The organism is Luteococcus struthionis (genome assembly GCF_048595755.1).
GTDB lineage: Bacteria > Actinomycetota > Actinomycetes > Propionibacteriales > Propionibacteriaceae > Luteococcus.
On record NZ_CP184360.1, the window covers coordinates 1,351,045 to 1,371,232 of the forward strand.

The 20,188-nt window shown below is 67.9% G+C and carries 16 protein-coding genes and 2 tRNA genes; 9 read left to right on the top strand and 9 right to left on the bottom strand.

Going from position 1 to position 20,188, the window contains the following annotated elements; all coding sequences use genetic code 11:
* Positions 1-17: 17 nt before the first annotated feature.
* A complete protein-coding gene (locus ACOAMO_RS06105; protein ID WP_420176698.1) occupies positions 18-1,583 on the bottom strand; it encodes a YegS/Rv2252/BmrU family lipid kinase in 1,566 nt (521 codons plus the stop codon).
* A gap of 79 nt (positions 1,584-1,662) precedes the next feature.
* Here ACOAMO_RS06105 and serS point away from each other — a divergent pair, with 79 nt between their 5' ends.
* Positions 1,663-2,937: a serine--tRNA ligase gene (serS, locus tag ACOAMO_RS06110; protein WP_420176699.1), complete on the top strand. Its 1,275-nt coding sequence runs from the start codon at positions 1,663-1,665 to the stop codon at positions 2,935-2,937.
* 94 nt (positions 2,938-3,031) lie between these two features.
* Here the strand turns inward: serS and ACOAMO_RS06115 are convergent, their stop codons facing one another.
* A complete protein-coding gene (locus ACOAMO_RS06115; RefSeq protein WP_420176700.1) occupies positions 3,032-3,814 on the bottom strand; it encodes an HAD family hydrolase in 783 nt (260 codons plus the stop codon).
* A 93-nt stretch (positions 3,815-3,907) separates the two neighbouring features.
* Entirely contained in the window at positions 3,908-4,477 is a 570-nt protein-coding gene (locus ACOAMO_RS06120; RefSeq protein ID WP_420176701.1) for a sigma factor-like helix-turn-helix DNA-binding protein, read from the bottom strand.
* A gap of 496 nt (positions 4,478-4,973) precedes the next feature.
* On the opposite strand from ACOAMO_RS06120, the gene ACOAMO_RS06125 reads away from it, so the two are divergent.
* The 3 genes from ACOAMO_RS06125 (at position 4,974) to ACOAMO_RS06135 (ending at position 10,237) form a co-directional block, all read left to right on the top strand.
* Positions 4,974-6,290, top strand: coding sequence for a DUF4921 family protein (locus ACOAMO_RS06125; protein ID WP_420176702.1), 1,317 nt, complete (start codon positions 4,974-4,976; stop codon positions 6,288-6,290).
* Between the two features lie 78 nt (positions 6,291-6,368).
* Positions 6,369-8,303: an ABC transporter transmembrane domain-containing protein gene (locus ACOAMO_RS06130; protein WP_420176703.1), complete on the top strand. Its 1,935-nt coding sequence runs from the start codon at positions 6,369-6,371 to the stop codon at positions 8,301-8,303.
* A complete protein-coding gene (locus tag ACOAMO_RS06135; protein WP_420176704.1) occupies positions 8,300-10,237 on the top strand; it encodes an ABC transporter ATP-binding protein in 1,938 nt (645 codons plus the stop codon). Before ACOAMO_RS06130 ends, ACOAMO_RS06135 begins: the two co-directional genes overlap by 4 nt.
* A gap of 83 nt (positions 10,238-10,320) precedes the next feature.
* Here ACOAMO_RS06135 and ACOAMO_RS06140 read toward each other — a convergent pair whose 3' ends face one another.
* Both ACOAMO_RS06140 and ACOAMO_RS06145 read right to left on the bottom strand, forming a co-directional pair.
* Positions 10,321-11,844, bottom strand: coding sequence for an MFS transporter (locus ACOAMO_RS06140; protein ID WP_420176705.1), 1,524 nt, complete (start codon positions 11,842-11,844; stop codon positions 10,321-10,323).
* A complete protein-coding gene (locus ACOAMO_RS06145; RefSeq protein WP_420176706.1) occupies positions 11,841-13,028 on the bottom strand; it encodes an amidohydrolase in 1,188 nt (395 codons plus the stop codon). Before ACOAMO_RS06145 ends, ACOAMO_RS06140 begins: the two co-directional genes overlap by 4 nt.
* Before the next feature lie 230 nt (positions 13,029-13,258).
* On the opposite strand from ACOAMO_RS06145, the gene ACOAMO_RS06150 reads away from it, so the two are divergent.
* Positions 13,259-13,552, top strand: a complete 294-nt coding sequence (locus ACOAMO_RS06150; RefSeq protein ID WP_420176707.1) for a hypothetical protein — start codon at positions 13,259-13,261, stop codon at positions 13,550-13,552.
* 96 nt (positions 13,553-13,648) lie between these two features.
* Here the strand turns inward: ACOAMO_RS06150 and argG are convergent, their stop codons facing one another.
* On the bottom strand, positions 13,649-15,067 hold the full coding sequence (gene argG, locus ACOAMO_RS06155) for an argininosuccinate synthase (RefSeq protein ID WP_420176708.1): 1,419 nt from the start codon (positions 15,065-15,067) through the stop codon (positions 13,649-13,651).
* 120 nt (positions 15,068-15,187) lie between these two features.
* On the opposite strand from argG, the gene ACOAMO_RS06160 reads away from it, so the two are divergent.
* Complete coding sequence (locus ACOAMO_RS06160) at positions 15,188-15,580, top strand: hypothetical protein (RefSeq protein WP_420176709.1); 393 nt, start codon at positions 15,188-15,190, stop codon at positions 15,578-15,580.
* Positions 15,581-15,657: 77 nt separating this feature from the next.
* Here the strand turns inward: ACOAMO_RS06160 and ACOAMO_RS06165 are convergent, their stop codons facing one another.
* Positions 15,658-16,236, bottom strand: a complete 579-nt coding sequence (locus ACOAMO_RS06165; protein WP_420176710.1) for a DUF1349 domain-containing protein — start codon at positions 16,234-16,236, stop codon at positions 15,658-15,660.
* A complete protein-coding gene (locus tag ACOAMO_RS06170; protein WP_420176711.1) occupies positions 16,233-17,222 on the bottom strand; it encodes an NAD(P)H-quinone oxidoreductase in 990 nt (329 codons plus the stop codon). The genes ACOAMO_RS06165 and ACOAMO_RS06170 overlap by 4 nt, the downstream gene beginning before the upstream one ends.
* Before the next feature lie 89 nt (positions 17,223-17,311).
* Between ACOAMO_RS06170 and ACOAMO_RS06175 the strand changes: the two genes are divergently transcribed.
* Together ACOAMO_RS06175 and ACOAMO_RS06180 are read left to right on the top strand one after the other, a co-directional pair.
* A tRNA-Ser gene (locus tag ACOAMO_RS06175) sits at positions 17,312-17,399 on the top strand.
* A gap of 31 nt (positions 17,400-17,430) precedes the next feature.
* Positions 17,431-17,958 (top strand): hypothetical protein, encoded by a 528-nt coding sequence (locus ACOAMO_RS06180; RefSeq protein ID WP_420176712.1) that lies wholly within the window; start codon positions 17,431-17,433, stop codon positions 17,956-17,958.
* 105 nt (positions 17,959-18,063) lie between these two features.
* Here the strand turns inward: ACOAMO_RS06180 and ACOAMO_RS06185 are convergent, their stop codons facing one another.
* Complete coding sequence (locus ACOAMO_RS06185; protein WP_420176713.1) at positions 18,064-19,881, bottom strand: LCP family protein; 1,818 nt, start codon at positions 19,879-19,881, stop codon at positions 18,064-18,066.
* A gap of 119 nt (positions 19,882-20,000) precedes the next feature.
* Here ACOAMO_RS06185 and ACOAMO_RS06190 point away from each other — a divergent pair.
* Positions 20,001-20,094: transfer RNA gene (locus ACOAMO_RS06190), tRNA-Ser, on the top strand.
* Positions 20,095-20,188: the final 94 nt, after the last annotated feature.

The window sequence follows — 20,188 nt, forward strand, 5'->3', positions numbered from 1 at the left end:
GACGTTGTGGGCTGGGCTCAGTGCTGCATCACCAGCAGTGCGCCGGGCGCCACCTCGGCCTCGAACACCGTGGTGCGGCCACCGCTGTCACCGTCCAGCTCATAGGGCATCTGCTGGGCCACCTCCAGGCGCACCCGACGCGCCTGTACCTGGTCCACGCCATCCACCGTGCCCCGGCGACCCAGGAAGCGGGCGGTCATGGTGGCCATGTCGACGTAGCCGCGTGGGGAGGCAACGATCAGGTCGAGCAGGCCGTCGTTGGGGCGGGCATTGGGAAGCAGCTGGATGCCGCCTTGCAGCATGCCGACATTGCCCACCACGGCCATCATGGCCCGGCGGTGCTGCACGGGGCCGTCGTCGGCTTGGAAGGTGAGGTCCATCGGCTCGGCCGACAGTTCCTGCGCGGCGGCCAGGAAGTAGGCGGCCGAGCCGACCATCTTCTTCAGCTCGGGGCGCGTGTTCTGCATGATGCGGGCGTCGATGCCGATGCCGGCCATCACGGCGAAGTGCTCGGTGCTCTGCTCGCCGTCGATTCGTACCCGCACCAGGTCGATCGGGCGGGGCTTGCCGTTGAAGGCCACCCGGGCCGCGGCCACCTCGTCCAGCGGGATCTCCAGGTTGCGGGCCAGCAGGTTGCCGGTTCCTGCCGGGATGATGCCCACCGGGATGCCACTGTTGGCCAGTTCGGAGCAGACCACCCGCACCGTGCCGTCGCCGCCGGCCACCACCACCATGTCGACGTCGCGCTCCAGTGCTTCGCGGGCCATGGCATAACCGGGATCGTCGGGGCGGGTCGAGAGCCACAGGGCGTCCGCCCAGCCTCGCGCCTCCAACTCGTACTCGAGGGTGCGACGGAAGCTGGCCCGGTCGAGCACCTTGGAGGGATTCCAGATCACCGCGCAGGTGCGGGGCCGGCCGTCGACGCGGTGCCGGGGTGGCAGTGGCAGCATGTGCACCCGGCACGCAAGGCAGGCCAGGCTGGCGCAGACCAGGCCCAGCAGGAAACCGGCCACCACGTCGGTGGGCCAGTGGGCATTCATCACGATGCGGTCGGCCGAGATCGTCAGCACGCCGAGCACACCCACCAGACGCCACAGGTAGCGGGAGTCGACCGGTTGCCGGGTGGTCGTGGTGGTGGCCACCACCATCAGCGCCACCGTCGTCGCCATCGTCACGTGGGAGCTGGGGTAGCTCGAGCCGTGCGCGGTGATGACGTCGAAGGGGGAGTCTGGGCGGGGCCGGCCCAGCAGCAACTTGAGCAGGTTGGCCGAGGCCCAGGCCAGGCTCACCGAGAGCAGCAAGGCCATGGAGAGGTTGCGCAGGCGACGTCGCCAGGCCCATGCCGCCACCGCCACCATCAGCACGGCGAGCAGCCCCGGCAGGGTGACGACGGCGATGGCCTCCCACACCTGGGCGGCAGGACTGCCGGGGGTGAGGTGCTGGCGGGCCGCGACCCTGTCGAGCGGGGCCAGCCAGTCGGTGGCAAAGGTGCCCAGGGTCCACGCAGTCAGCGCCACCAGCGAGACGACCAGCGTCGTCTGGGCAAAGTGACGCCTGAAGCGGTCGACCAGGCGGGCAAGCATGGCGTCGATTCTCTCACGGGCTGCCAAGCCCTTCCGGCCTCGTGGGTGGTGGCGGCCGCTCATCGGTAGGCTGTGCCCCATGATCGATCCCAAGTTGCTGCGCACCGACCCAGACCGCATCCGTCGTAGTGAGATTGCGCGCGGCGGCTCAGGAGAGGTCGTCGACCAGCTGCTGTCTGCCGACGAGTCGCGTCGCAGCAACATCCAGGCCTTCGAGACCATGCGTGCCGAGCAGAAGGAGCTCGGCAAGCAGGTGGCCAAGGCCCAGGGTGAGGAGAAGCAGCAGCTGCTGGCGCGCACCAAGGAACTTGCCGCCAACGTGAAGGCCGCGCAGGCCGCCGCCGACGAGGCGGGCCGCAACTACGACGAGCTGATGAAGCAGCTGGGCAACCTGGTCATCGAGGGTGTCCCCACCGGAGGCGAGGACGACGGTGAGGTCATCGAGACCATCGGCCAGCCGCGTGACTTCGCCGCCGAGGGCTTCGAGCCCCGCGACCACCTGGAGCTGGGCGAGATGCTCGGTGCCATCGACATGGAGCGTGGTGCCAAGGTCTCCGGATCGCGCTTCTACTTCCTGACCGGTGTCGGTGCGCAGCTGGAGTTCGCGCTGAGCCAGTTCGCCATGGCCAAGGTCCTCGAGTGGGGATTCACCCCGATGATCCCGCCCGCCCTGGTGAAGCCGTCGGCCATGGAGGGCACCGGCTTCCTGGGCCAGGCCGCCGCCGACGTCTACCACCTGGAGAACGACGACCTCTACCTGGTGGGCACCGCCGAGGTGCCGCTGGCCGCCTACCACTCCGACGAGATCATCGAGGCCGCCAAGCTGCCGCTGCACTATGCCGGCTTCAGCCCGGCCTACCGTCGTGAGGCGGGGTCCTATGGCAAGGACACCCGCGGCATCTTCCGCGTCCACTGGTTCGACAAGTGGGAGATGTTCGTCTACTGCGATCCGGCCGATGCCGAGGCCGAGCACCAGAAGCTGCTGAACTTCGAGAAGGAGTTCATCACCGCCCTGGAGCTTCCCTTCCAGGTGCTGGACGTGGCCAGTGGAGACCTGGGGCTGAGCGCGGCCCGCAAGTACGATTGCTACGCCTGGCTGCCCACCCAGAACCGCTACCGCGAGATCACCAGCACCTCGAACTGCACCCAGTTCCAGGCCCGTCGCCTCAACATCCGTCAGCGCAAGGACGGCGAGGTCAGCCCGCTGGCCACCCTCAACGGCACGCTGTGTGCCATGACCCGCATGATCATCATGCTGCTGGAGAACCACCAGCAGGCCGACGGCTCGGTGCACGTGCCCGAGGCCCTGCGCCCGTACATGGGTGGCCTCGAGAAGCTGACGCCCAGGGCCTGAGTTCCAGGACGAGGTTCCAGACGCACTGCCCGGCGCTCCACTAGGAGCGCCGGGCAGTTCTTCGTTTTGGGTTCTTGGTGTTCTGGCTGGCTGCTCAGAACCAGCGGGAGAGCTCCTCGATGGTGCCGCCGTCGGCGAAGTTGCCGGTGACATGGTCGGCGCACTTCTTCACCTCGTCGGGGGCGTCGCCCATGGCGACACCGCGGCCGGCCCACTTCAACATGTGCACGTCATTGCGGCCGTCACCCATGGCCAGCACGTTCTTGCGCTTCACCTTGAACTCGGCCACCACCTCCTTGAGTCCGGAGGCCTTGTTCACCCCCACCGGGGCAATGTCGAGCCAGGCAGACCAGCCGATGGAGTAGCTCACGCCGTGCATGCCCAGATCCTTGGCCAGACGCTTGAAGTCGTCGCTGGAGGCATTCGGGTCACGGATGATGACTCGGGTGACCGGAACGGCGCACAGCTCGTCCACTTCCTGGATGGTGACCTGGCCGGTGAGGTCACCGTCGGGGAAGGGAGTGTTCACGCGATATCCACCTCCGGCGTCCTCGACGGCCACGCGCAGATGGGGTGCATGGCCCAGCACCTTGCGGATGGCCGGCGCCGGATCGAAGGTGATCTGCTTGCGCAGGTGCAGGGGCGGGTAGTCGACGACGACCGCTCCGTTGCTGGTGACCGCGGGGCCGGGCTGCAGGCCGAGCGCTTCGTGGATTGGTTTGGTGTCCTGCCATGAACGGCCGGTGGCCAGGACGACGGGCGTCCCTGCCGCCAGCACGCGTTGCACCGCATCCACGACGGTGCTGGGCAGGTTGCCCTCGAGGTCGACGACGGTGCCGTCGATGTCGAGCGCAACCATCTCGGGTTTCCAACTCATGGATCGAGTCTGGCAGCAAGTGGTGTCCAGTTCATGACAAAAGGATGGCCGGGGCATTGCTGCCCCGGCCATCCATCCTTGCCATGTCCAGTTTCAGGCCGCCTGGTCGCGGCTGGCGGGCTCGCGGCGCAAGACCTGGCGGGCGACGAGCAGCACCTGTTCCATGCTGGGGCGCACCTGACGCAGGGCGCGGGGCTGGATCTGGCTGGTGCGCGCCTTGCGCAGGTGGCGCTTCACCGTCGAGAGGCTGCATCCCAGTCTCTGGGCGATGGTCTCGAGCGAATCGTGCGGGTTGGCGGCGCGGAGGCGCAGCACCTCATGAGGATCGATCTGCCGGTTCGGGGTGACGACGCCGGCGAAGGAGTCGAGATCCTCTGGCTTCACACGAAGGCCCAGACGCGCGCGGATGGCATTGCGTTGGGAAGCAGTGGTGCCGGCACAATAACCGGCCACGTCGTGTTCCACGACGGCGTTGTAGAGGCAGCGCTGCAGGAGCGGGCAGCTGCCGCAGGCCTGTTCGGCCTGATGCATGAGTCGTGTTTGCAGATGGCGTTCTCGAGCATTGGCCGGGGTCTGGCCGTCCTCCAGCAGTGGGTGTTGGAAAACAGTGGCCAATTCAACGCAGGCCTGCTCCGAGATGGCGGTGGTGGTCTGGGGCTTCATTGTTTCTCAGCGACACTTTCGAGCGGGATTCCATGGGTGAACGATTTCCCTGCAGGCCACCGGCGCCCTGGGGTGGGGGGTCGACTGCCTTGCCACGCCAGCCTTTCAGGTTTGGCGAGGCCCATGAAACAGGTTCTGTGAAGCCGATTACCCGATTGGTTCAGGCCTCACTACCTAGGCGGTTCTGAGTACCCGTACTCATGGTTGAGCATTTGATTTTTGAATCCGAATGATCGTGTCTGGTGGAACCCTTGTCTGCTTGGAAAACCGCCATTGGTGACCCGGAGCAGAATCAGGAACTTCAGGCTCCCCCGGCTTTGGCTCAGCTTCAGGTTCGAGGCCGAATTCCACAGCGGAATTCACCTGAAGTTCTCCAAGGAACTACTGCAGCTTAACTTCCAAGGGGGTCATCATCAGCTTCCGCGCAGGAAAGGTGCGCCCCGCCGCGTCGCGATGGTGACGACATTGGGGCAATGATGGTGACTAGATTGGGGCAATGCGGCCAAGTCACGAACTGCTCCAGGTGCTGCCCGACGGGACGGTCAAGCAGCGCAACCCCTTCACGGGAACCCAGGTGTGGACCATGCCAGGCCGCGGCAAACGTCCCCTGCCCGCCGCCCTGGACGAACCCACACCCCTGCCCCCGGGCGGTGTGGCCGATCGCTGTGCCTTCTGCCCGGGCCACCACCTGGACAATCCGCCCGAGCGGGCCCGGTTGCTGCGTGAAGGCGACCAGTGGACGACGCTGACCGGGTTGCGGGCCGACCAGCTTGCGTTGACCGAACCACTGTTTCGTCGCGTGCCGAACCTGTTCGAGATCTGCTCCTTGGACTACTGGCGGCTCAACCACGGTGTCGAGCTCTCCGACGAGGTGGTGGAGCGGGCCGAGCAGTACCTGGCCGATGCTGCGGGGCGCGCACACCTGGCCCATGTCTGGCGCCTCAAGCACCGCCTTGCCGACGACGCGCCCGGCCCCGACCGCCAGGCGTTGCGTCAGGCCGCCTTGGGCTGGTTCGGCACCACCCACGAGCTGGTGATTCCCCGCCGCCACCACGTCGAGGGTGCCACCGCGACCGACCAGCTGGCCTCCTCGGGCGAGCTCTCGGTTGCCGAGCACCGCGCCTATGTCGCGATGAGCGTGGAGGCGATGGCAGACCTGTATGCCAGCAACGCGGCTGTTCGCTATGTCTCGGTCTTCCAGAACTGGCTGAAGCCAGCCGGGGCCTCCTTCGAGCACCTGCACCGTCAGGTGGTGGCCATCGACGAGGTGGGCGCCCACGTGGATGCCGCGGCCGATGTGCTGGCCCGCAATCCCAATGCCTTCAACGAGCACCTGCTGGACGTCGCCATCGAGCATGGCCTGGTGCTGGCCGCCAACGAGCATGCCGTGGCGCTGGCGGGTTTCGGGCACCGCTATCCGTCGATCGAGGTCTACTCGCTGTCCCAGCAGCAGGAGCCCTGGCGGCTCAGCCCACAGCAGCTGGACGGGATGAGTGACCTGCTGCACGCCATGCACGCGGCCGCCGGGCCGACATTGTCGTGCAATGAGGAGTGGCACCACCGCCCGCCGACGCTGGACGAGGGGCCGGTGGAGACCGACCTCCCGGTGCCCTTCCGCATCATCCTCAAGTGGCGCATCTCGACGCTGGCGGGCTTCGAGGGGGCCACCAAGATCTACCTCAACACCTTGTCGCCCTGGGATGTACGCAACCGGGTCCTGCCCCGGCTGGAGGAATTGCGTTCCCAAGGTCGGATCGCCCCCATGCAGATCGGCGATGAGTGCCAGGTGGCCAAGGGCAGCATCCCCAGCTGAGGCGTCGGCAGACCACCGGTGAGGCGCCGGAAAATTGGTCGCCAACTGTCAGTGCCAGCCCCTAGTGTCATCACTGCCATGCAGACCTTTCCTCCGGCCCTCCAGGCCTTCAGCAGACGAACCCGCGACGCCCTCGATGCCACTGGTGCGGCGCGCGGGGCCGTCGAACGCCAGGAGCCGGACACCCGCAGCCCATCGCGCTACCTGCGCTGGCTGCTGCGCCGGCAGGCAGACCTGGTGGCCGCAAGCGCGGTCGTCGGGGCCTTGTGGTTCCTGCCCAGCGCGGTGAATCCCTGGCTGCTGGGCCGTGCCATCGACGAGGGTGTCAGCCACGGCAGTGTCATGGCCACCCTGCCGTGGGCGCTGCTCATGGTGCTCAGCATCACGCTCGGCGTCGTGGGTGGAACCTTGATGCACACCAGTGGCGTCACCGGTTTCCTGGTGGCGATGTACAAGACCATCCAGCTGGTGCAGCGCAAGGCGACCCAGCTGGGGCACGTGGCCACCAGGCGAACCCCTTCGGGGGAGATGCTCTCGATCGCCGGCGGTGATGCCGACGTCTTCGGCATGGTCTTCGAGGTGACCGGCCGGGCCATCGCGGCATTGGCAGCCTTCGGCTTCGTGGCCGCCCTGGTGCTGGGGGAGTCGGTCAAGCTCGGCGTGGTCACCCTGATCGCGGCGCCGGTCCTGGTGGGTGCTTCCGCACCGCTGCTCAAGCCATTGCAGCGCGCCCAGGCCTCCGAGCGCAGCCGTTCCAGCGAGCTGACCGGCATGGCCACCGACATCGTGGCCGGCCTGCGCATCCTGCGCGGCATCGGCGGCGAGCGCACCTTTGGCGACAACTACGCCAACCAGTCGCAGCGAGTGCGTCGGGCAGGTGTGAGGGCGGGCAGTTGGCAGGCCGCCGTCGACGCCCTGAGCGTGCTCCTGTCGGGACTGCTGTTGGTGCTGCTCACCTGGCTGGGCACCCGCGAGATGCTGGCGGGGCGGCTCAGCATCGGACAGCTGGTGAGCTTCTTCGGCTATGCGATCTTCATGGTCTGGCCCATCAGCACCTTCTTCGAGTTCGTGCAGAAGTGGGTCCAGGGCCTGGTCGCAGCGCGAAAGACCATCGCCGTGCTGGGGCAGCGGCCCGCCTGGCAGGACTCCAGCGACCCGGTGCCGCTCCCGCATGGTGCCGTCATCGTCGACGAGAGCTCGGGCGCGGTGCTGCAGCCACACAGGCTCACCGTCGTGGTCAGCGCGGTTCCCGACGACTCCGCTGCCCTGGCCGACCGGATCGGACGCTATCTGCCGGCCGAGACCGAGGCCGTCAGCCTGCAGGTGGACGAGGACCTCAAGGGCAGGGCCGCCAAGCGTGCCCAGACACAGAAGGAGGCCGAGCTGGCCTCCCGCATCGCCGCTGACGAGTCGCTGGCCACCAGTCACTGGGGCGTCAGCTTCGACGGGGTGGACCTCTCGCGGGTCCCACTGGACGAGGTGCGGGCCCGGGTGCTGGTCAATGGCACGACCATGCAGGTCTTCGCCGGGACACTGCAGGAGTTGCTCGACCCACATGGCCGGGCCACCCGGCAGCAGGCCGAGGAGGCGCTGCGCACGGCCTCGGCCGAGGACGTCTACGATGCGCTGCCCGGCGGGTGGCAGGGCGTTCTCGACGAACGTGGCCGGGGCCTGTCGGGAGGCCAACGCCAGCGGCTGGTCTTGGCCCGGGCCCTGTTGGCCGATCCCGAGGTGCTGGTCCTGGTGGAACCCACCAGTGCCGTCGACGCCCACACCGAGGCCCGGATCGCCGAACGCCTGGCGCAGTACCGACGAGGCCGCACCACGATCATCACGACGGTCTCGCCGTTGCTGCTGCACCACGCCGACGAGGTGGTCCTGTTGCTGAACGGCAAGGCCGTGGCCCAGGGCAGCCATGCCGAGCTCTTGGCCAGCAATGCCGCCTACCGCGACGTGGTGGTGCGTGACATGGCCGACGAGCCCGACCAGGACCCCACAGGAGGACAGGAATGAGCACCACCGACGACCTGCTCGCCACCTCCGCCAGCACCTGGCAGGACGTACCGACCAGAGCCGACGAGATCCCCGAGGCGCTGCGCCTGGATCGTTCGGTCTGGTTGCCCCTGCGGCTGCGGGGCTGGCGTCATCGCCGTGACCTGCGCGCCCGACGCGCCGAGGACTACTACCGCGCCTCGCGGAACCCGGAGCGCGGTCTCCCGGTGGCGCCGGATTCCGCGGTGCTGTCCTTCGTCAAGGGAATGCTCGCGCGTCGCAAGAGCCTTGCCGTCGCCCTGGTGGCGCTGAACGCGCTGGCCGCCGTGGTGGGTCTGCTGGTGCCACGCATGCTGGGGGAGCTGGTGGACAGGGCCGGCCAGTCCGGCGACAGCCTGGCCGCCGAGCTGGACGGGATCGCGCTGACCGTGGTGGGTGTGGTCCTGCTCCAGACCGTGCTCACCTTCGCCGCGCGACGCACCAGCGCCGTCTTCGGGCAGAGCCTGCTGGCCGAGGCCCGCGAGTACGTGGTGCGCTTCGTGCTGCGTCTTCCGCTGGGCACGGTGGAGCGCGCCTCCAGTGGAGACCTGGTCACCCGTGTCACCCGTGATGTGGGCACGATGTCGGGTGCGGTGCGCTGGGCCCTGCCGCAGCTGGTGATCGCCTCGGTGATGACCGTGCTCACCCTGGTGGCCATGTTCCTCAACTCGTGGCTGCTGGCCCTGCCGAGCGTGCTTTCGCTGATCCTGCTGGCCATCGTCGCCCGGGGTTACCTGCGTCGAGCACCGATGGGCTACATCACCGAGGGCGGCACCTATTCGCGCATCAACACCGGGATCACGGAGACCGTCGAGGGTGCCCGCACGGTCGAGGCCTTGCAGATGCAGGACTTGCGCACCGCGCGCACCGAGCACGACGTGGAGGTCTCGTCGCAGGCCGAGCGCTACACCATGACGCTGCGCAACCAGATGTTCCTCAGCGTCGACTATGCCTACCAGGGGCCGTTGGTGCTGATCGTCCTGCTGGGCGCCTGGGGTCACTCCCGGGGGCTGGTGAGCCTGGGGCAGATCACCGCGGCCGCCATCTATGTGCAGCAGCTGGTGGAGCCGATGGACCGTTTGATCCAGACGCTGGACAGGCTGCAGGTGGGCATGGCCTCCACCACCCGTCTGCTGGGCATCGCCGCGGTGCCGCAAGACCGCGAAGCCTCCGGCGAGGAGCCCGACGGCGACCACCTGGTGGCCGACGACCTGCACTTTGCCTACCGGGAAGGGCACGACGTGCTGCACGGCGTGAGTCTCGACCTGGACCCGGGGGAGCGGCTGGCGATCGTCGGCCCGTCCGGTTCGGGCAAGTCGACGCTCGCGCGGCTGCTCAGCGGCATCAACGCGCCGCGCGCGGGCCAGGTGTTGGTCGGGGGCGTCGACGTGATGAAACTGCCCCTGGGAGATCTGCGCACCCGAGTTGCGCTGGTGACGCAGGAGCACCACGTCTTCGTCGGCAGCGTGCGCGACAACATCGTCCTGGCCAGGGAGGACACCGCCACCGACGCCCAGGTGTGGGAGGCCCTGCGGGCCGTGGAGGCCATTGACTGGGTGCAACGGCTTCCCGGGGGGCTCGACACCTTGGTGGGCTCGGGCAAGCATGCGCTCACCCCGGCCCAGGCCCAGCAGGTGGCACTCGCCCGGCTGGTGGTGGCGGATCCGCACACCTTGGTGCTGGACGAGGCCACCAGCCTGATCGACCCCAAGACCGCTCGTCATCTGGAGGGATCGATGGCCAGCCTGCTCGAGGGCCGCACGGTCGTGGCGATCGCCCATCGCCTGCACACCGCCCATGACGCCACCCGGATCGCCGTGGTGATCGATGGTCGCATCGCCGAACTGGGAAGCCACGACGAACTGATGGCGCTCGACGGGCAGTACGCCAGCCTGTGGCGGGCCTGGACCAGCTGAGTCGAGGCCAGCGCAGCCGGGCCAGTTGGGCCGGATCAGCTGGGCCCGGGCCTTTGCGTGCCCGGGCCCAGCTGCACGCAGCGTCAGCCCTGCGCTTGCTGCTCCTCCTGCTTCGGGACGGTCAGCATGATCGCCACGACCGAGACCACCACCAGTGCCAGGTTGAACAACATGGTCACCATTCCTGCGGTTCGGATCGCGGCATTGGACTGGATGCCCTGCATGTGGATCACCTCGCCGATCAGCGTGCTGTCGCCTCCCATCACGGCGGTGAAGATGGCCAGCGACAGGGCCGCGCCCATCGCGGAGCCAAGGCTGGAGGCCATCTTGTAGATGCCCGAGCCGGAGCCCGACTGGGAGGCGGGCAGGTTGGCCAGCGCCGCGTCGGTGGAGGGCGTGGCGTAGAAGGCCAGCCCCAGACCGAACAGCGAGTAGGCCACCACGGCCAGGGCGGTGTAGGTGGCCACCAGCGTCTGGGTCATGGCCAGCAGGATGCAGACCAGGCCGACGATGAGCGCACCCCAGAGCATCGGCTTGCGGGGGCCGAAGCGCTGCAGCAACTTCTCGCCGACGCGGATGAAGCCGATGATGGTGATCGCATACCCCAGGGTCAGCAGGCCGGCGCGCCACGGGTCGAAGCGTTCGGGGCGGGCCAGCTGCAGCATCTGCTGGCTGACGATCAACAGGCCGATGGTGGCGTTGATGGTGAAGTTGGAGATCGTCGCGCCGGTGAAGGTCTTGTTCTTGAACAGGGAGAAGTCCATGAAGGGGTTCTCCTGCTTCTTCTCCCACCAGACGAAGACGGCCAAGCCGATCAGCGCCACCGCCGTCAGGCCCAAGGTGGCCGGACTGGCCCAACCCAGCTGGGCTCCGAAGATCACCACGACCATCAGCGCGAGCACGGCGACGATGAACACGCCCAGCCCGACGATGTCGAAGGCCCTCGGGGCGCTGCGTTCGGCGCGGCTCTCCGGCGTGCCCCACATCATGGCGATCGAGATCAGCGAGATCACGATCGAGGCCCAGAAGATGTAGCGCCACCCCAGGTTGGAGGCGACGAAGCCACCGAAGATGGCGGCCAGGCCGGAGCCACCCCAGGAACCGATGGACCACATCGAGACGGCGCGCTGGCGTGCGGGGCCGTCCCAGTAGGCCTTCAGCAGGGCCATCGTCGACGGCATGATGCACGCGGCAGACAGGCCCTGGATGGCACGGCCGGTCAGCAGCAAGGGCAAGGCCAGGGAGCCGGTGGCGAGCACCACCAGCAGGGATCCGACCAGACCGAGCACATTGCCCGCCATGGCCATCTTGACCCGCCCCAGCTTGTCGGACAGGCCGCCGGCGAGGACGATGAACAGACCGCTGAACAAGGCGGTGATGGACACCGCCAGGTTCATCTGGTTGACGCTGACATGCGGGTTGGCCCAGACGCCGGGGGAGCTCGCCGGGCCGTTGATCTCCTCCAGCATGTTGCGGGCCACCGTTCCGGTGGTGCCCGCGAAGAGCCAGAAGGTGGTGACACCCAGCACGATGCCCCACAGCAACTTCTCGTTGCCCTGGAAGCCCTTGGGGCCGGTGGTCGCGGCTTCGGTGGCGGCGGTGCTCATCGGCCCTCGCCTTCGCGGGAGCCGAGCCAGGCCAGGGCGGCCGAAGCCAGCGCAGCGGTCCCGGTCTCGAGCGTCGGGTGGATGGTGGGGGCGAACTTGGGATTGTGGTTGCCGACGGGAGTGGCACCCTCCTCGAAACCACCCACACCCCAGTAGCAGTAGGGAACGCCAAAGGCATCGGGGATGACGCTGAAGTCCTCGCTGGCCGGAACCGGGGCGAGCTCGGTGACCTTGTCGTCGCCGAAGTGCTCGCGCAAGGCATCGGTCACCGTGGTGTTGGTGGCCTCGTCGTTCTCGGTGAGCGGGAAGCGGTCGTAGTACTCGAAGGTCGGTTCGTCGGTGGCGCCGCTGGCCTGGCACTCACCCCGAACGATGCGCTCGATGGCCTCGAGGATCTTCTCGCGCACGCTCTCGTCGTAGGTGCGCACGTTGAGCAGCAGGGTGGCCGAGTCGGGGATGATGTTGGACTTGGCGCCGGCCTGGATGCTGCCGACGGTGACCACACCGAAGTCGCCGGGGGCGATGACTCGGCTGACGATGCTCTGCAGCCGCACGACGATGCTGGCGGCGGTGACGACGGGGTCGACGCCCAGGTGCGGCATCGAGCCGTGGGAACCCTTGCCGGGCACGGTCACCTTGATGCTGTCACCGGCGGACAGGACTGCTCCGGGGGCCGTCATGACGGTGCCGGCCAGCTCGGGCAGCACATGCTGCGAGAGGCACACATCGGGCTTGGGGATCTTGTCCACCAGGCCGTCGTCGACCATGGCGCGGGCGCCGGCCGCCGTCTCCTCACCGGGCTGGAAGAGCGCGATGTAGGTTCCCTGCCACTGGTCGCGGATCTCCGTCATGGCCTGGGCAGCGCCCAGCGCGCAGGTCACGTGGAAGTCATGGCCGCAGGCGTGCATCACGCCGTCGACGGTGGAGGCGTAGTCCAGCCCGCTGTCCTCCTGGACCGGCAGCGCATCCATGTCGGCGCGAGCCAGCACGGTGGGGCCGTCCCCATTGGTGAGCACGCCCACGACACCGCCACCGATCTGCTGGGTCTGGTAGCCCATCTCGTCGAGGCGACGGGTCACCTCTGCGGCCGTCTCGGACTCCTCCATGGACAGTTCGGGCTGGGCGTGCAGCTTCTTGTACAGCTCCTCCTGCCAGTCCAAGGGCAGGTCCGGAAGCGTGGCCATGGGGAAACTCCTTTCATCAGGGCAGCCAGCATGTGCGGATGCCAGTGCCGAGTGTGCAACCTTGATCGGCGATGCGGAAAGGGCTTCGGCTCAACGCGGAAGCGTGACCCAGGTCCGATGCGGCGTCGGCGGGGCACATGCCCCGACTGTTCGCCCTGAGGGCATTTCCTTGGCGGTGACGGGGTGACCTCTGTTGGATGGGGGCACCGATCATCGAAGGGAGCTTCTCCATGACCACTCGACGGCTGCTCGCCACACTGCTGTGCGTCCTGTCCTTGGGCCTGAGCGCCTGCAATGATTCGTCCGGCAATGACGAGGGCGAACCCCAGGCCCCGGCCACCGCGGTCGACGATGACCGCGACCAGGGGGAGCAGCGCTCCTCCGATGATGCCGACGACGAACGTGACGACCAGGACGATCGTGACGACGACAACGACGGCAAGGATGACAAGGACGATGCCGACGATGACAACGACGGTACGGACGACCGTGACGACGACGATGACCGCGACGGCGACAACTGATCCGGATCACCCCTGACCCTGCACACCGGGTGTACCGGAACGGACTGTGGCCCCGACGAAGGTCGGGGCCACAGTCGTGAGCAGGGGTAGTGGGGCTCAGTCCAGGCCGAAGTCCATCGCGGCTGCATCCAGGGCAGCCTCGGCCTCGTCGGAGCCGCGGCCCAGCGACGGGATCGACTTGCCGGCGCCGGCCTTGAGCTCGCCCACCAGCTCGGCAGAGGCGCCACCCAGCACACCCTGCGAGGCATAGATCTCGAGCTTCTCGCGCGAGTCGGCAATGTCCAGGTTGCGCATGGTCAGCTGGCCGATGCGGTCGGTGGGGCCGAAGGCGGCATCCTGCACCCGCTCCATCGACAGCTTCTCCGCGTGGTAGCTGAAGTTGGGGCCGTCGGTGTCGAGGATCGTGTAGTCCTCACCGCGACGCAGGCGCAGGGTCACCGAGCCGGTGACGGCCGAGGCCACCCAACGGGTGATCGACTCGCGCAGCATCAGGCTCTGCGGATCCAGCCAGCGGCCCTCGTACATCAGCCGGCCCAGACGGAAGCCCTCGGAGTGGTAGTTCGCAAGGGTGTCCTCGTTGTGGATGGCGTTCAGCAGGCGCTCGTAGGCGATGAACAGCAGCGCCATGCCGGGGGCCTCGTAGATGCCGCGGGACTTGGCCTCGATGATGCGGTTCTCGATCTGGTCGCTCATGCCCAGGCCGTGACGGCCACCGATCTCGTTGGCTTTCATGACCAGGTCGACGGGGGAGGAGAAGCTCTCGCCGTTGATCTCGACGGGGCGGCCCTGGTGGAAGGTGACCTTGACGTCCTCGGTCTCGATCTTCACCGAAGGATCCCAGAACTTCACGCCCATGATCGGCTCGACGGTCTCCAGCGAGACGTCGAGGCTCTCCAAGGTCTTGGCCTCGTGCGTGGCGCCCCAGATGTTGGCGTCGGTGGAGTAGGCCTTCTCCTTGGAGTCGCGGTAGGGCAGGTTGCGCTCGGTGAGCCAGACGCTCATCTCGTCGCGGCCGCCCAGCTCGCGGACGAAGTCCTCGTCGAGCCAGGGCTTGTAGATGCGCAGGTTCGGGTTGGCCATCAGGCCGTAGCGGTAGAAGCGCTCGATGTCGTTGCCCTTGTAGGTGCTGCCGTCGCCCCAGATGTGCACGTCGTCGTCGGCCATCGCGCGCACCAGCAGGGTGCCGGTGACGGCACGGCCGATCGGGGTGGTGTTGAAGTAGGCGCGGCCGGCGCTGCGGATGTGGAAGGCGCCGCAGGCCAGGGCGCTCAGCCCCTCCTCGACGAGCTGCTCGCGGCAGTCCACCAGGCGGCTGATCTCGGCGCCGTACTGACCCGCACGGCCGGGCACCGACTCGATGTCGGGCTCGTCGTACTGGCCGATGTGGGCGGTGTAGGTGCAGGGGATTGCACCCTTCTCACGCATCCACGCAACGGCAACAGAGGTGTCGAGACCTCCTGAGAAGGCGATGCCGACCTTTTCGCCGGCCGGAAGGGCAGTCAGAACTTTGGACACAACAGAATCCTAGCGCATACCTATTCGATGCGTCGAATAAATATTCCTCGCACTATCCCTCCTGCAAAGTGGGAACTCGTGCCCGGGCCGCTGCAGGCACTTGTCTGGAAGACTGCCCCCATGGCCGAACCCACCATCCTTCGTCTGCATGCCTTGGCGATCAATGCCAAGGAGCCCCTGTTGGTGCATCTGGATGGGGAGCCACGACACCTCGAGGCAGGGGACCCGGCGGTGGTCCACGACCTGCCGGTGAGCCCCGGGAGGCACGAGATCGAGGTCGTGGGCCGGGTGGCCACCGGACGCACGGGTCTGGCCGCCGCCGCGATCGAGGTGCCCGAGGGCGCCACCGTCGACGTCTACTACGCCCTGCCAGCCATGGGAAGGATGCGTGGCGAGATCGGACACGAACCAGACACCGTGCCAGGCCGGGAATGGCGCGTGACCATCCCCGCGGTCCTCGGCCTGCTGGCCGTGGTCTGGGGCACCTGGTTCGCCTGGATGATCTTCGGCTGAGTGCCGTTTCCCGAGCCTGTCGAGGGGCCTCGACGAGCTCGGCCGCCGGGGTCGTGTTCCCCGAGCCTGTCGAGGGCTCAGGGATGCAGCGACACGTCCGCCGGGAGCACCTCCCAGCTGGTGAACCGGGTCGTGAGGCCGGCTCTGGTTGGGGCACAGGTGAAGGGTCCTGCGCTGACCGGTGCCTGGGCGTCGAAGGGGGCCACCCGGACCAGCTCCAGTGCCTCCCCGTCCAGGCCGGCGCGGATCGTCACGGCCCCGTCGCTCCAGGAGGCACGTACACGTACGCGCTGGCCCAGCCAGTCGACGGGCCGCACTGACCAGTCGGAGTGGCCGTCGGTGACCACGGCGCCCACCTGGAGGCGGCCGTCGGCAAACTCACACCCGGCCTTGATCCAGTGCTCACTGTCCCAGCAGAGGTAGACGCCCGCTTGGTCGAACTGCTGCGAGAAGTCGGCGAGGAAGACCACCTCCACCGCGCTGCCGGGCTCCAGCGGGGCCACCAGCGCGTGCTCACTTTCGTGCACGAAGCCATAGCTGGTGTGCCGCCACGCGTCACTGCCCTCCACACAAGTCACCAACAGGCCATCCGGGTCGGCGCTCACCGAGGCCGGCTCATGCGTCCAGGTGCCCGTCGACCACTCGTTCCGGGTCACGGAGCCACCAGGATGATCTTGCCGACATTGTCCCCTCCGTCGAGCTGTTCGTGGGCGCGGCGGGCCTCCGGCAGGGGGATGCGGGTTTCCGGCGAGGTCTTGATCCGGCCGTCGGCAATCATCGGCCACACGACCTCGGCGACGCGCTGGCAGATCTCGGCCTTCTGCTCCAGTGGGCGGAAGCGCAGGCTGGTGGCGGTGACGGTGGCGCGCTTGTTGAGCAGCTTGCCGAAGTCGAGGGTGCCCTTGCGGCCGCCCTGCAGGCCGATCGTCACCTGCCGCCCGCCGATCGCGAGCACGTCGACGTTCATCTCCAGGTACTTGGCGCCCATCACGTCGAGGATGACGTCGACGCCCTTGTGCGGGAAGTCGTCCCCGGCGGTGGCCTCCTTGACGGCAGCCACCCAGTCGTCGTGGTAGTCGATGGCCAGGTCTGCGCCCATCTGCCGGCAGTGCTCAAGCTTGCGTTCATTGCCAGCGGTCGTGATCACCTTGCAGCCCAGGGCCTTGGCGTACTGGATGGCGAAGGTTCCGATGCCGCCAGCGCCGCCGTGCACCAGGAAGGTCTCGCCGGGCTTGAGCCCGACGTGGTCCATGTTGCTCACCACGGTGGCGGCCACCTCGACGATGCCCGCGGCGGTGACGGCGTCCACGCCCTTCGGCAGCGCCAGGCACTGCCCCTGAGGCACGACGAAGTACTCGGCATAGCCGCCGCCGGCGAGCAGGCAGACAACCTCGTCGCCCTCGCTGATGCCGGTGACGCCCGGACCCAGCTCGACGACGGTGCCGGTGGCCTCCAGGCCCATCACCTCGCTGATGCCCTTCGGCGGCGGGTAGTGGCCCTGCCGCTGCAACAGGTCAGCGCGGTTGACGCCCGACGCGATGGTCTTGACCAGCACCTCTCCGGCTGCGGGAGTGGGAGTGTCCACCTCGCTCCACTGCAACTGTTCGGGGCCGCCTGCTTCGGTCACGGTGATCGCATGCATGCTTCCAGCCTGCCACAGCCGCTACGCGCGGCGCCGTGCTTCGCCAGGGTCGGTTAGGATTGACGATGTTCCGCCCCACGGGCGGGCACGGCGAGGTCGCATAGTGGACTAGTGCAGCCGCCTTGAAAGCGGCCGAGGGGCAACTCTCCGTGGGTTCGAATCCCACCCTCGCCGCCAAGCCGCTGAGTTCCACTCGACGAGGAGAGCTGTGATTGCTGCACCCGAACCCCGCACCTATGTGTTGAAGCCACGCCCTCCGGTGCGTGCCTTCGTGATCGCAGCCGCGTTGACCCTGGTCGGTGCGTTGCTGGTCTCCATTGCCCAGTCGGCCGACGCATCGCTGCTGTGGGTGGTCCTGGCCTCGATCATCCTGATCGCGGGCTTGGCGCTGGCGGGGATGGCGGCCTGGTCGATGGTGACCATGCGCACCTTCATCGACCTGGCCAGTGACGGCTATCGCATCCATGGTCCCGGCGTCGACAAGTCGGGCGGCTGGGAGGACGTCACCAAGGTGACCACCAGCGCCCAGGGGTCACACCTGACGCTGTACCACGGCGAGGTGGGCCGCACCCATGTCATCTGCCCCGGCGGGGGTGAGGATCCCGAGATGGTGGCGCTCGTCGAGGCCGTCGCGAAGCACCTGGACGCCAATCGTGGCTACGGCGAGACCATCAATGTGCCGCTGATCGATCCGCACCAGCCACCGAACCCGGACGTGGTGCAGCACCAGCAGTGAGGCTTCCCTTCGTGGACCACGACGCCCCCGCTCATCGGAGCGGGGGCGTCGTGCATTCTGCTCCAGGCCGGTATGCCTGTCCGCGTTCGGTGTCCCGAGGCAGGGTCAGGCGGGTTGCTCGTTGGTCCCCGCCTGCTGCTGGCCCTCGGCCAGGGGATCGGGGTCGTACGCGCAGGCGTCGGTGACGTTCTCGCTCTGCACCGACGGGGTGGCCTCCGGGGAGCTGGCCTTCTCGGTGCTTGTCTGTTCGGGGCTTGTCCCGGGAGCAGGGCGAGTGGGCTCGGGGGCCTGCGTGGTGGCCTGGCCGGTCGGGGCTGCGGAGCTGGACGGGGCTGCGGAGCTGGACGGGGTGGGCTGCTGGCTGGGCTGCGCGTCGGTCTCCTGGATGGCCGCGGCCACTCGCTTTCGCATCATGGCGAAATCAGGTTCCGTGGTGTCGAAGCCATCCTTCTGGTGGACGAAGAGCACTCGACGGATGTTGCCGTCCTTGACGCGCAGGGTCAGGTCCACCAGGGGAGAGAGCACATCCTGCGGAATGTCGGTCTTCACCATCTCGCGCGAGGCCGAGGCGATGCCTTCGTAACGCGTGAGCATCGTCGCGGGGTCGGCCTGGTCGATCACGGCCTTGATGACGCAGGTCTGGCGTCCCATCCGGTTGTAGTCGGTGGACCCCTTGCGGCTGCGGGCGTACCACATGGCGTAATAGCCGTTGAGCAACTTGTTCTCGCCGGGCTCGATCCACCCGGTCGGCGGGCGACCGCTGGTGTCCCCAGCCACCGGAATGCGCGAGTTGACGTTGAGCCGCACCCCGCCCATGGCGTCGATCAGCCGGGTGAGGCCATCGATGTTGACCATCATGAAGTAGTCGATCTCCAGCCCCAGGGTGGCGCCCACCCCGAGCTTCATGGCGTCGGCGCCGGGGTAGTCGGTCTGGGCGAACAGTTCCGGATGCAGGGTGGGCACGGTGCCGTAGACGGCATTGGCGAAGTAGTCGGGGTTGTCGGCGCTTTGTGAGTAGTAGCCCTTGGGGTAGAGCTTGTGCAGCTCGCTGCCCTCGGGGAAGGGCATCCGCGCCATGTTGCGCGGAATCTGGATGAGCGTGGTGTCCCCGTTGGCGGTGTTGATGCTGGCCACCATGATCGTGTCGGTGCGCACGCCGTCGCCGTGCTCATCGCGGGCCGCGGTCGAGTCGGCCCCCAGCAGCAGGATGTTCAGCCGTTGCTTGTTCTTCCACACGTCCCCCTTGCCCAGGTCGGGGCGGGTCTGCGAGCGGGAGTCGAGCGTGAACACGCCGTTGACCAGGGAGGCCTGGCTGTGGGCGTAGCTGGCGCCGACGATCAGGGGAGCGCTGATCATGAAGCTCAACAGCCCGACGGTCAGGGTTCCCACGGTGCGCTGCAGCGCAGTGACCTGGTGGGGGCGGGTGGACAGGTGGGTGAGGGTTACCAGGCCGCTGAGCAGCATGGCTGCCGCGACAGCGCACAGCGCCATCACGCGCAGCATGCCGGGCTTGACCGCCACGGCGGCCACCGCGGCCGGCTTGATCCAGACCAACGCAACCAGGATGAGCAGACCGGCGGCCAGCAGCCCCAGCAGCGTCAGACCGATCCAGCGGCGGCGCGTCGGCCACAGTCCCAGGCCGGGAAGCAGGGCCCCCAGGGCCGTCCAGCCCAGCGACGCGCGAAAGGTGTGCTCGCGACCGTCGCGGTACAGGCTTGTGTGGTGGCTGGCTGGGTGGCGCCGCCAAGGTGGCACACCCTCGTCGGCCCAGTCGCGGGAGCGCGGCAGACCGTCATCGTCGGCGGTGACCACCACGCGCCGAGGCACCACGGGGGTGTCATCGGGCATCGTTGGATCGACGTGCCGCCCCGACGCGGCGCGTGCGTCATCCGGGGCGCTGTCGTTGTGGCGCGCCTGTGCCATGGGTGTCCCTCCGAGTGTGTTCCCCCAGATGCTAGTTCGTGGCGGATCACCCTCCCAAGCAGGCTCCTCACGGCCGACTTTGCCGCTTGGCCCCAGAACAGATACGCTTGTCGCTTGTTGGAGGTGTCGCCTAGTCCGGTCTATGGCGCCCGCCTGCTAAGCGGGTTTGGGGCTAAAACCCCATCGCGAGTTCAAATCTCGCCACCTCCGCCAACTGCCGCCGCGTCGGTCCACCAGGACTGACGCGGCGGTTTCTGCGTTTCCGGCACCCGGCGCCGGGCACAACGCAACGGGCCCGACTCCCCGT

Bases quoted from the DNA above. Each gene is read 5' to 3' on its own strand.
- ACOAMO_RS06130 (WP_420176703.1), top strand. From the start codon at position 6,369: ATGCAGACCTTTCCTCCGGCCCTCCAGGCCTTCAGCAGACGAACCCGC.
- ACOAMO_RS06170 (WP_420176711.1), bottom strand. From the start codon at position 17,222: ATGCATGCGATCACCGTGACCGAAGCAGGCGGCCCCGAACAGTTGCAG.
- ACOAMO_RS06105 (WP_420176698.1), bottom strand. From the start codon at position 1,583: ATGCTTGCCCGCCTGGTCGACCGCTTCAGGCGTCACTTTGCCCAGACG.
- ACOAMO_RS06120 (WP_420176701.1), bottom strand. From the start codon at position 4,477: ATGAAGCCCCAGACCACCACCGCCATCTCGGAGCAGGCCTGCGTTGAA.
- ACOAMO_RS06135 (WP_420176704.1), top strand. From the start codon at position 8,300: ATGAGCACCACCGACGACCTGCTCGCCACCTCCGCCAGCACCTGGCAG.
- ACOAMO_RS06140 (WP_420176705.1), bottom strand. From the start codon at position 11,844: ATGAGCACCGCCGCCACCGAAGCCGCGACCACCGGCCCCAAGGGCTTC.
- ACOAMO_RS06185 (WP_420176713.1), bottom strand. From the start codon at position 19,881: ATGGCACAGGCGCGCCACAACGACAGCGCCCCGGATGACGCACGCGCC.
- ACOAMO_RS06115 (WP_420176700.1), bottom strand. From the start codon at position 3,814: ATGAGTTGGAAACCCGAGATGGTTGCGCTCGACATCGACGGCACCGTC.
- serS (WP_420176699.1), top strand. From the start codon at position 1,663: ATGATCGATCCCAAGTTGCTGCGCACCGACCCAGACCGCATCCGTCGT.
- ACOAMO_RS06150 (WP_420176707.1), top strand. From the start codon at position 13,259: ATGACCACTCGACGGCTGCTCGCCACACTGCTGTGCGTCCTGTCCTTG.
- ACOAMO_RS06145 (WP_420176706.1), bottom strand. From the start codon at position 13,028: ATGGCCACGCTTCCGGACCTGCCCTTGGACTGGCAGGAGGAGCTGTAC.
- ACOAMO_RS06125 (WP_420176702.1), top strand. From the start codon at position 4,974: ATGCGGCCAAGTCACGAACTGCTCCAGGTGCTGCCCGACGGGACGGTC.
- ACOAMO_RS06160 (WP_420176709.1), top strand. From the start codon at position 15,188: ATGGCCGAACCCACCATCCTTCGTCTGCATGCCTTGGCGATCAATGCC.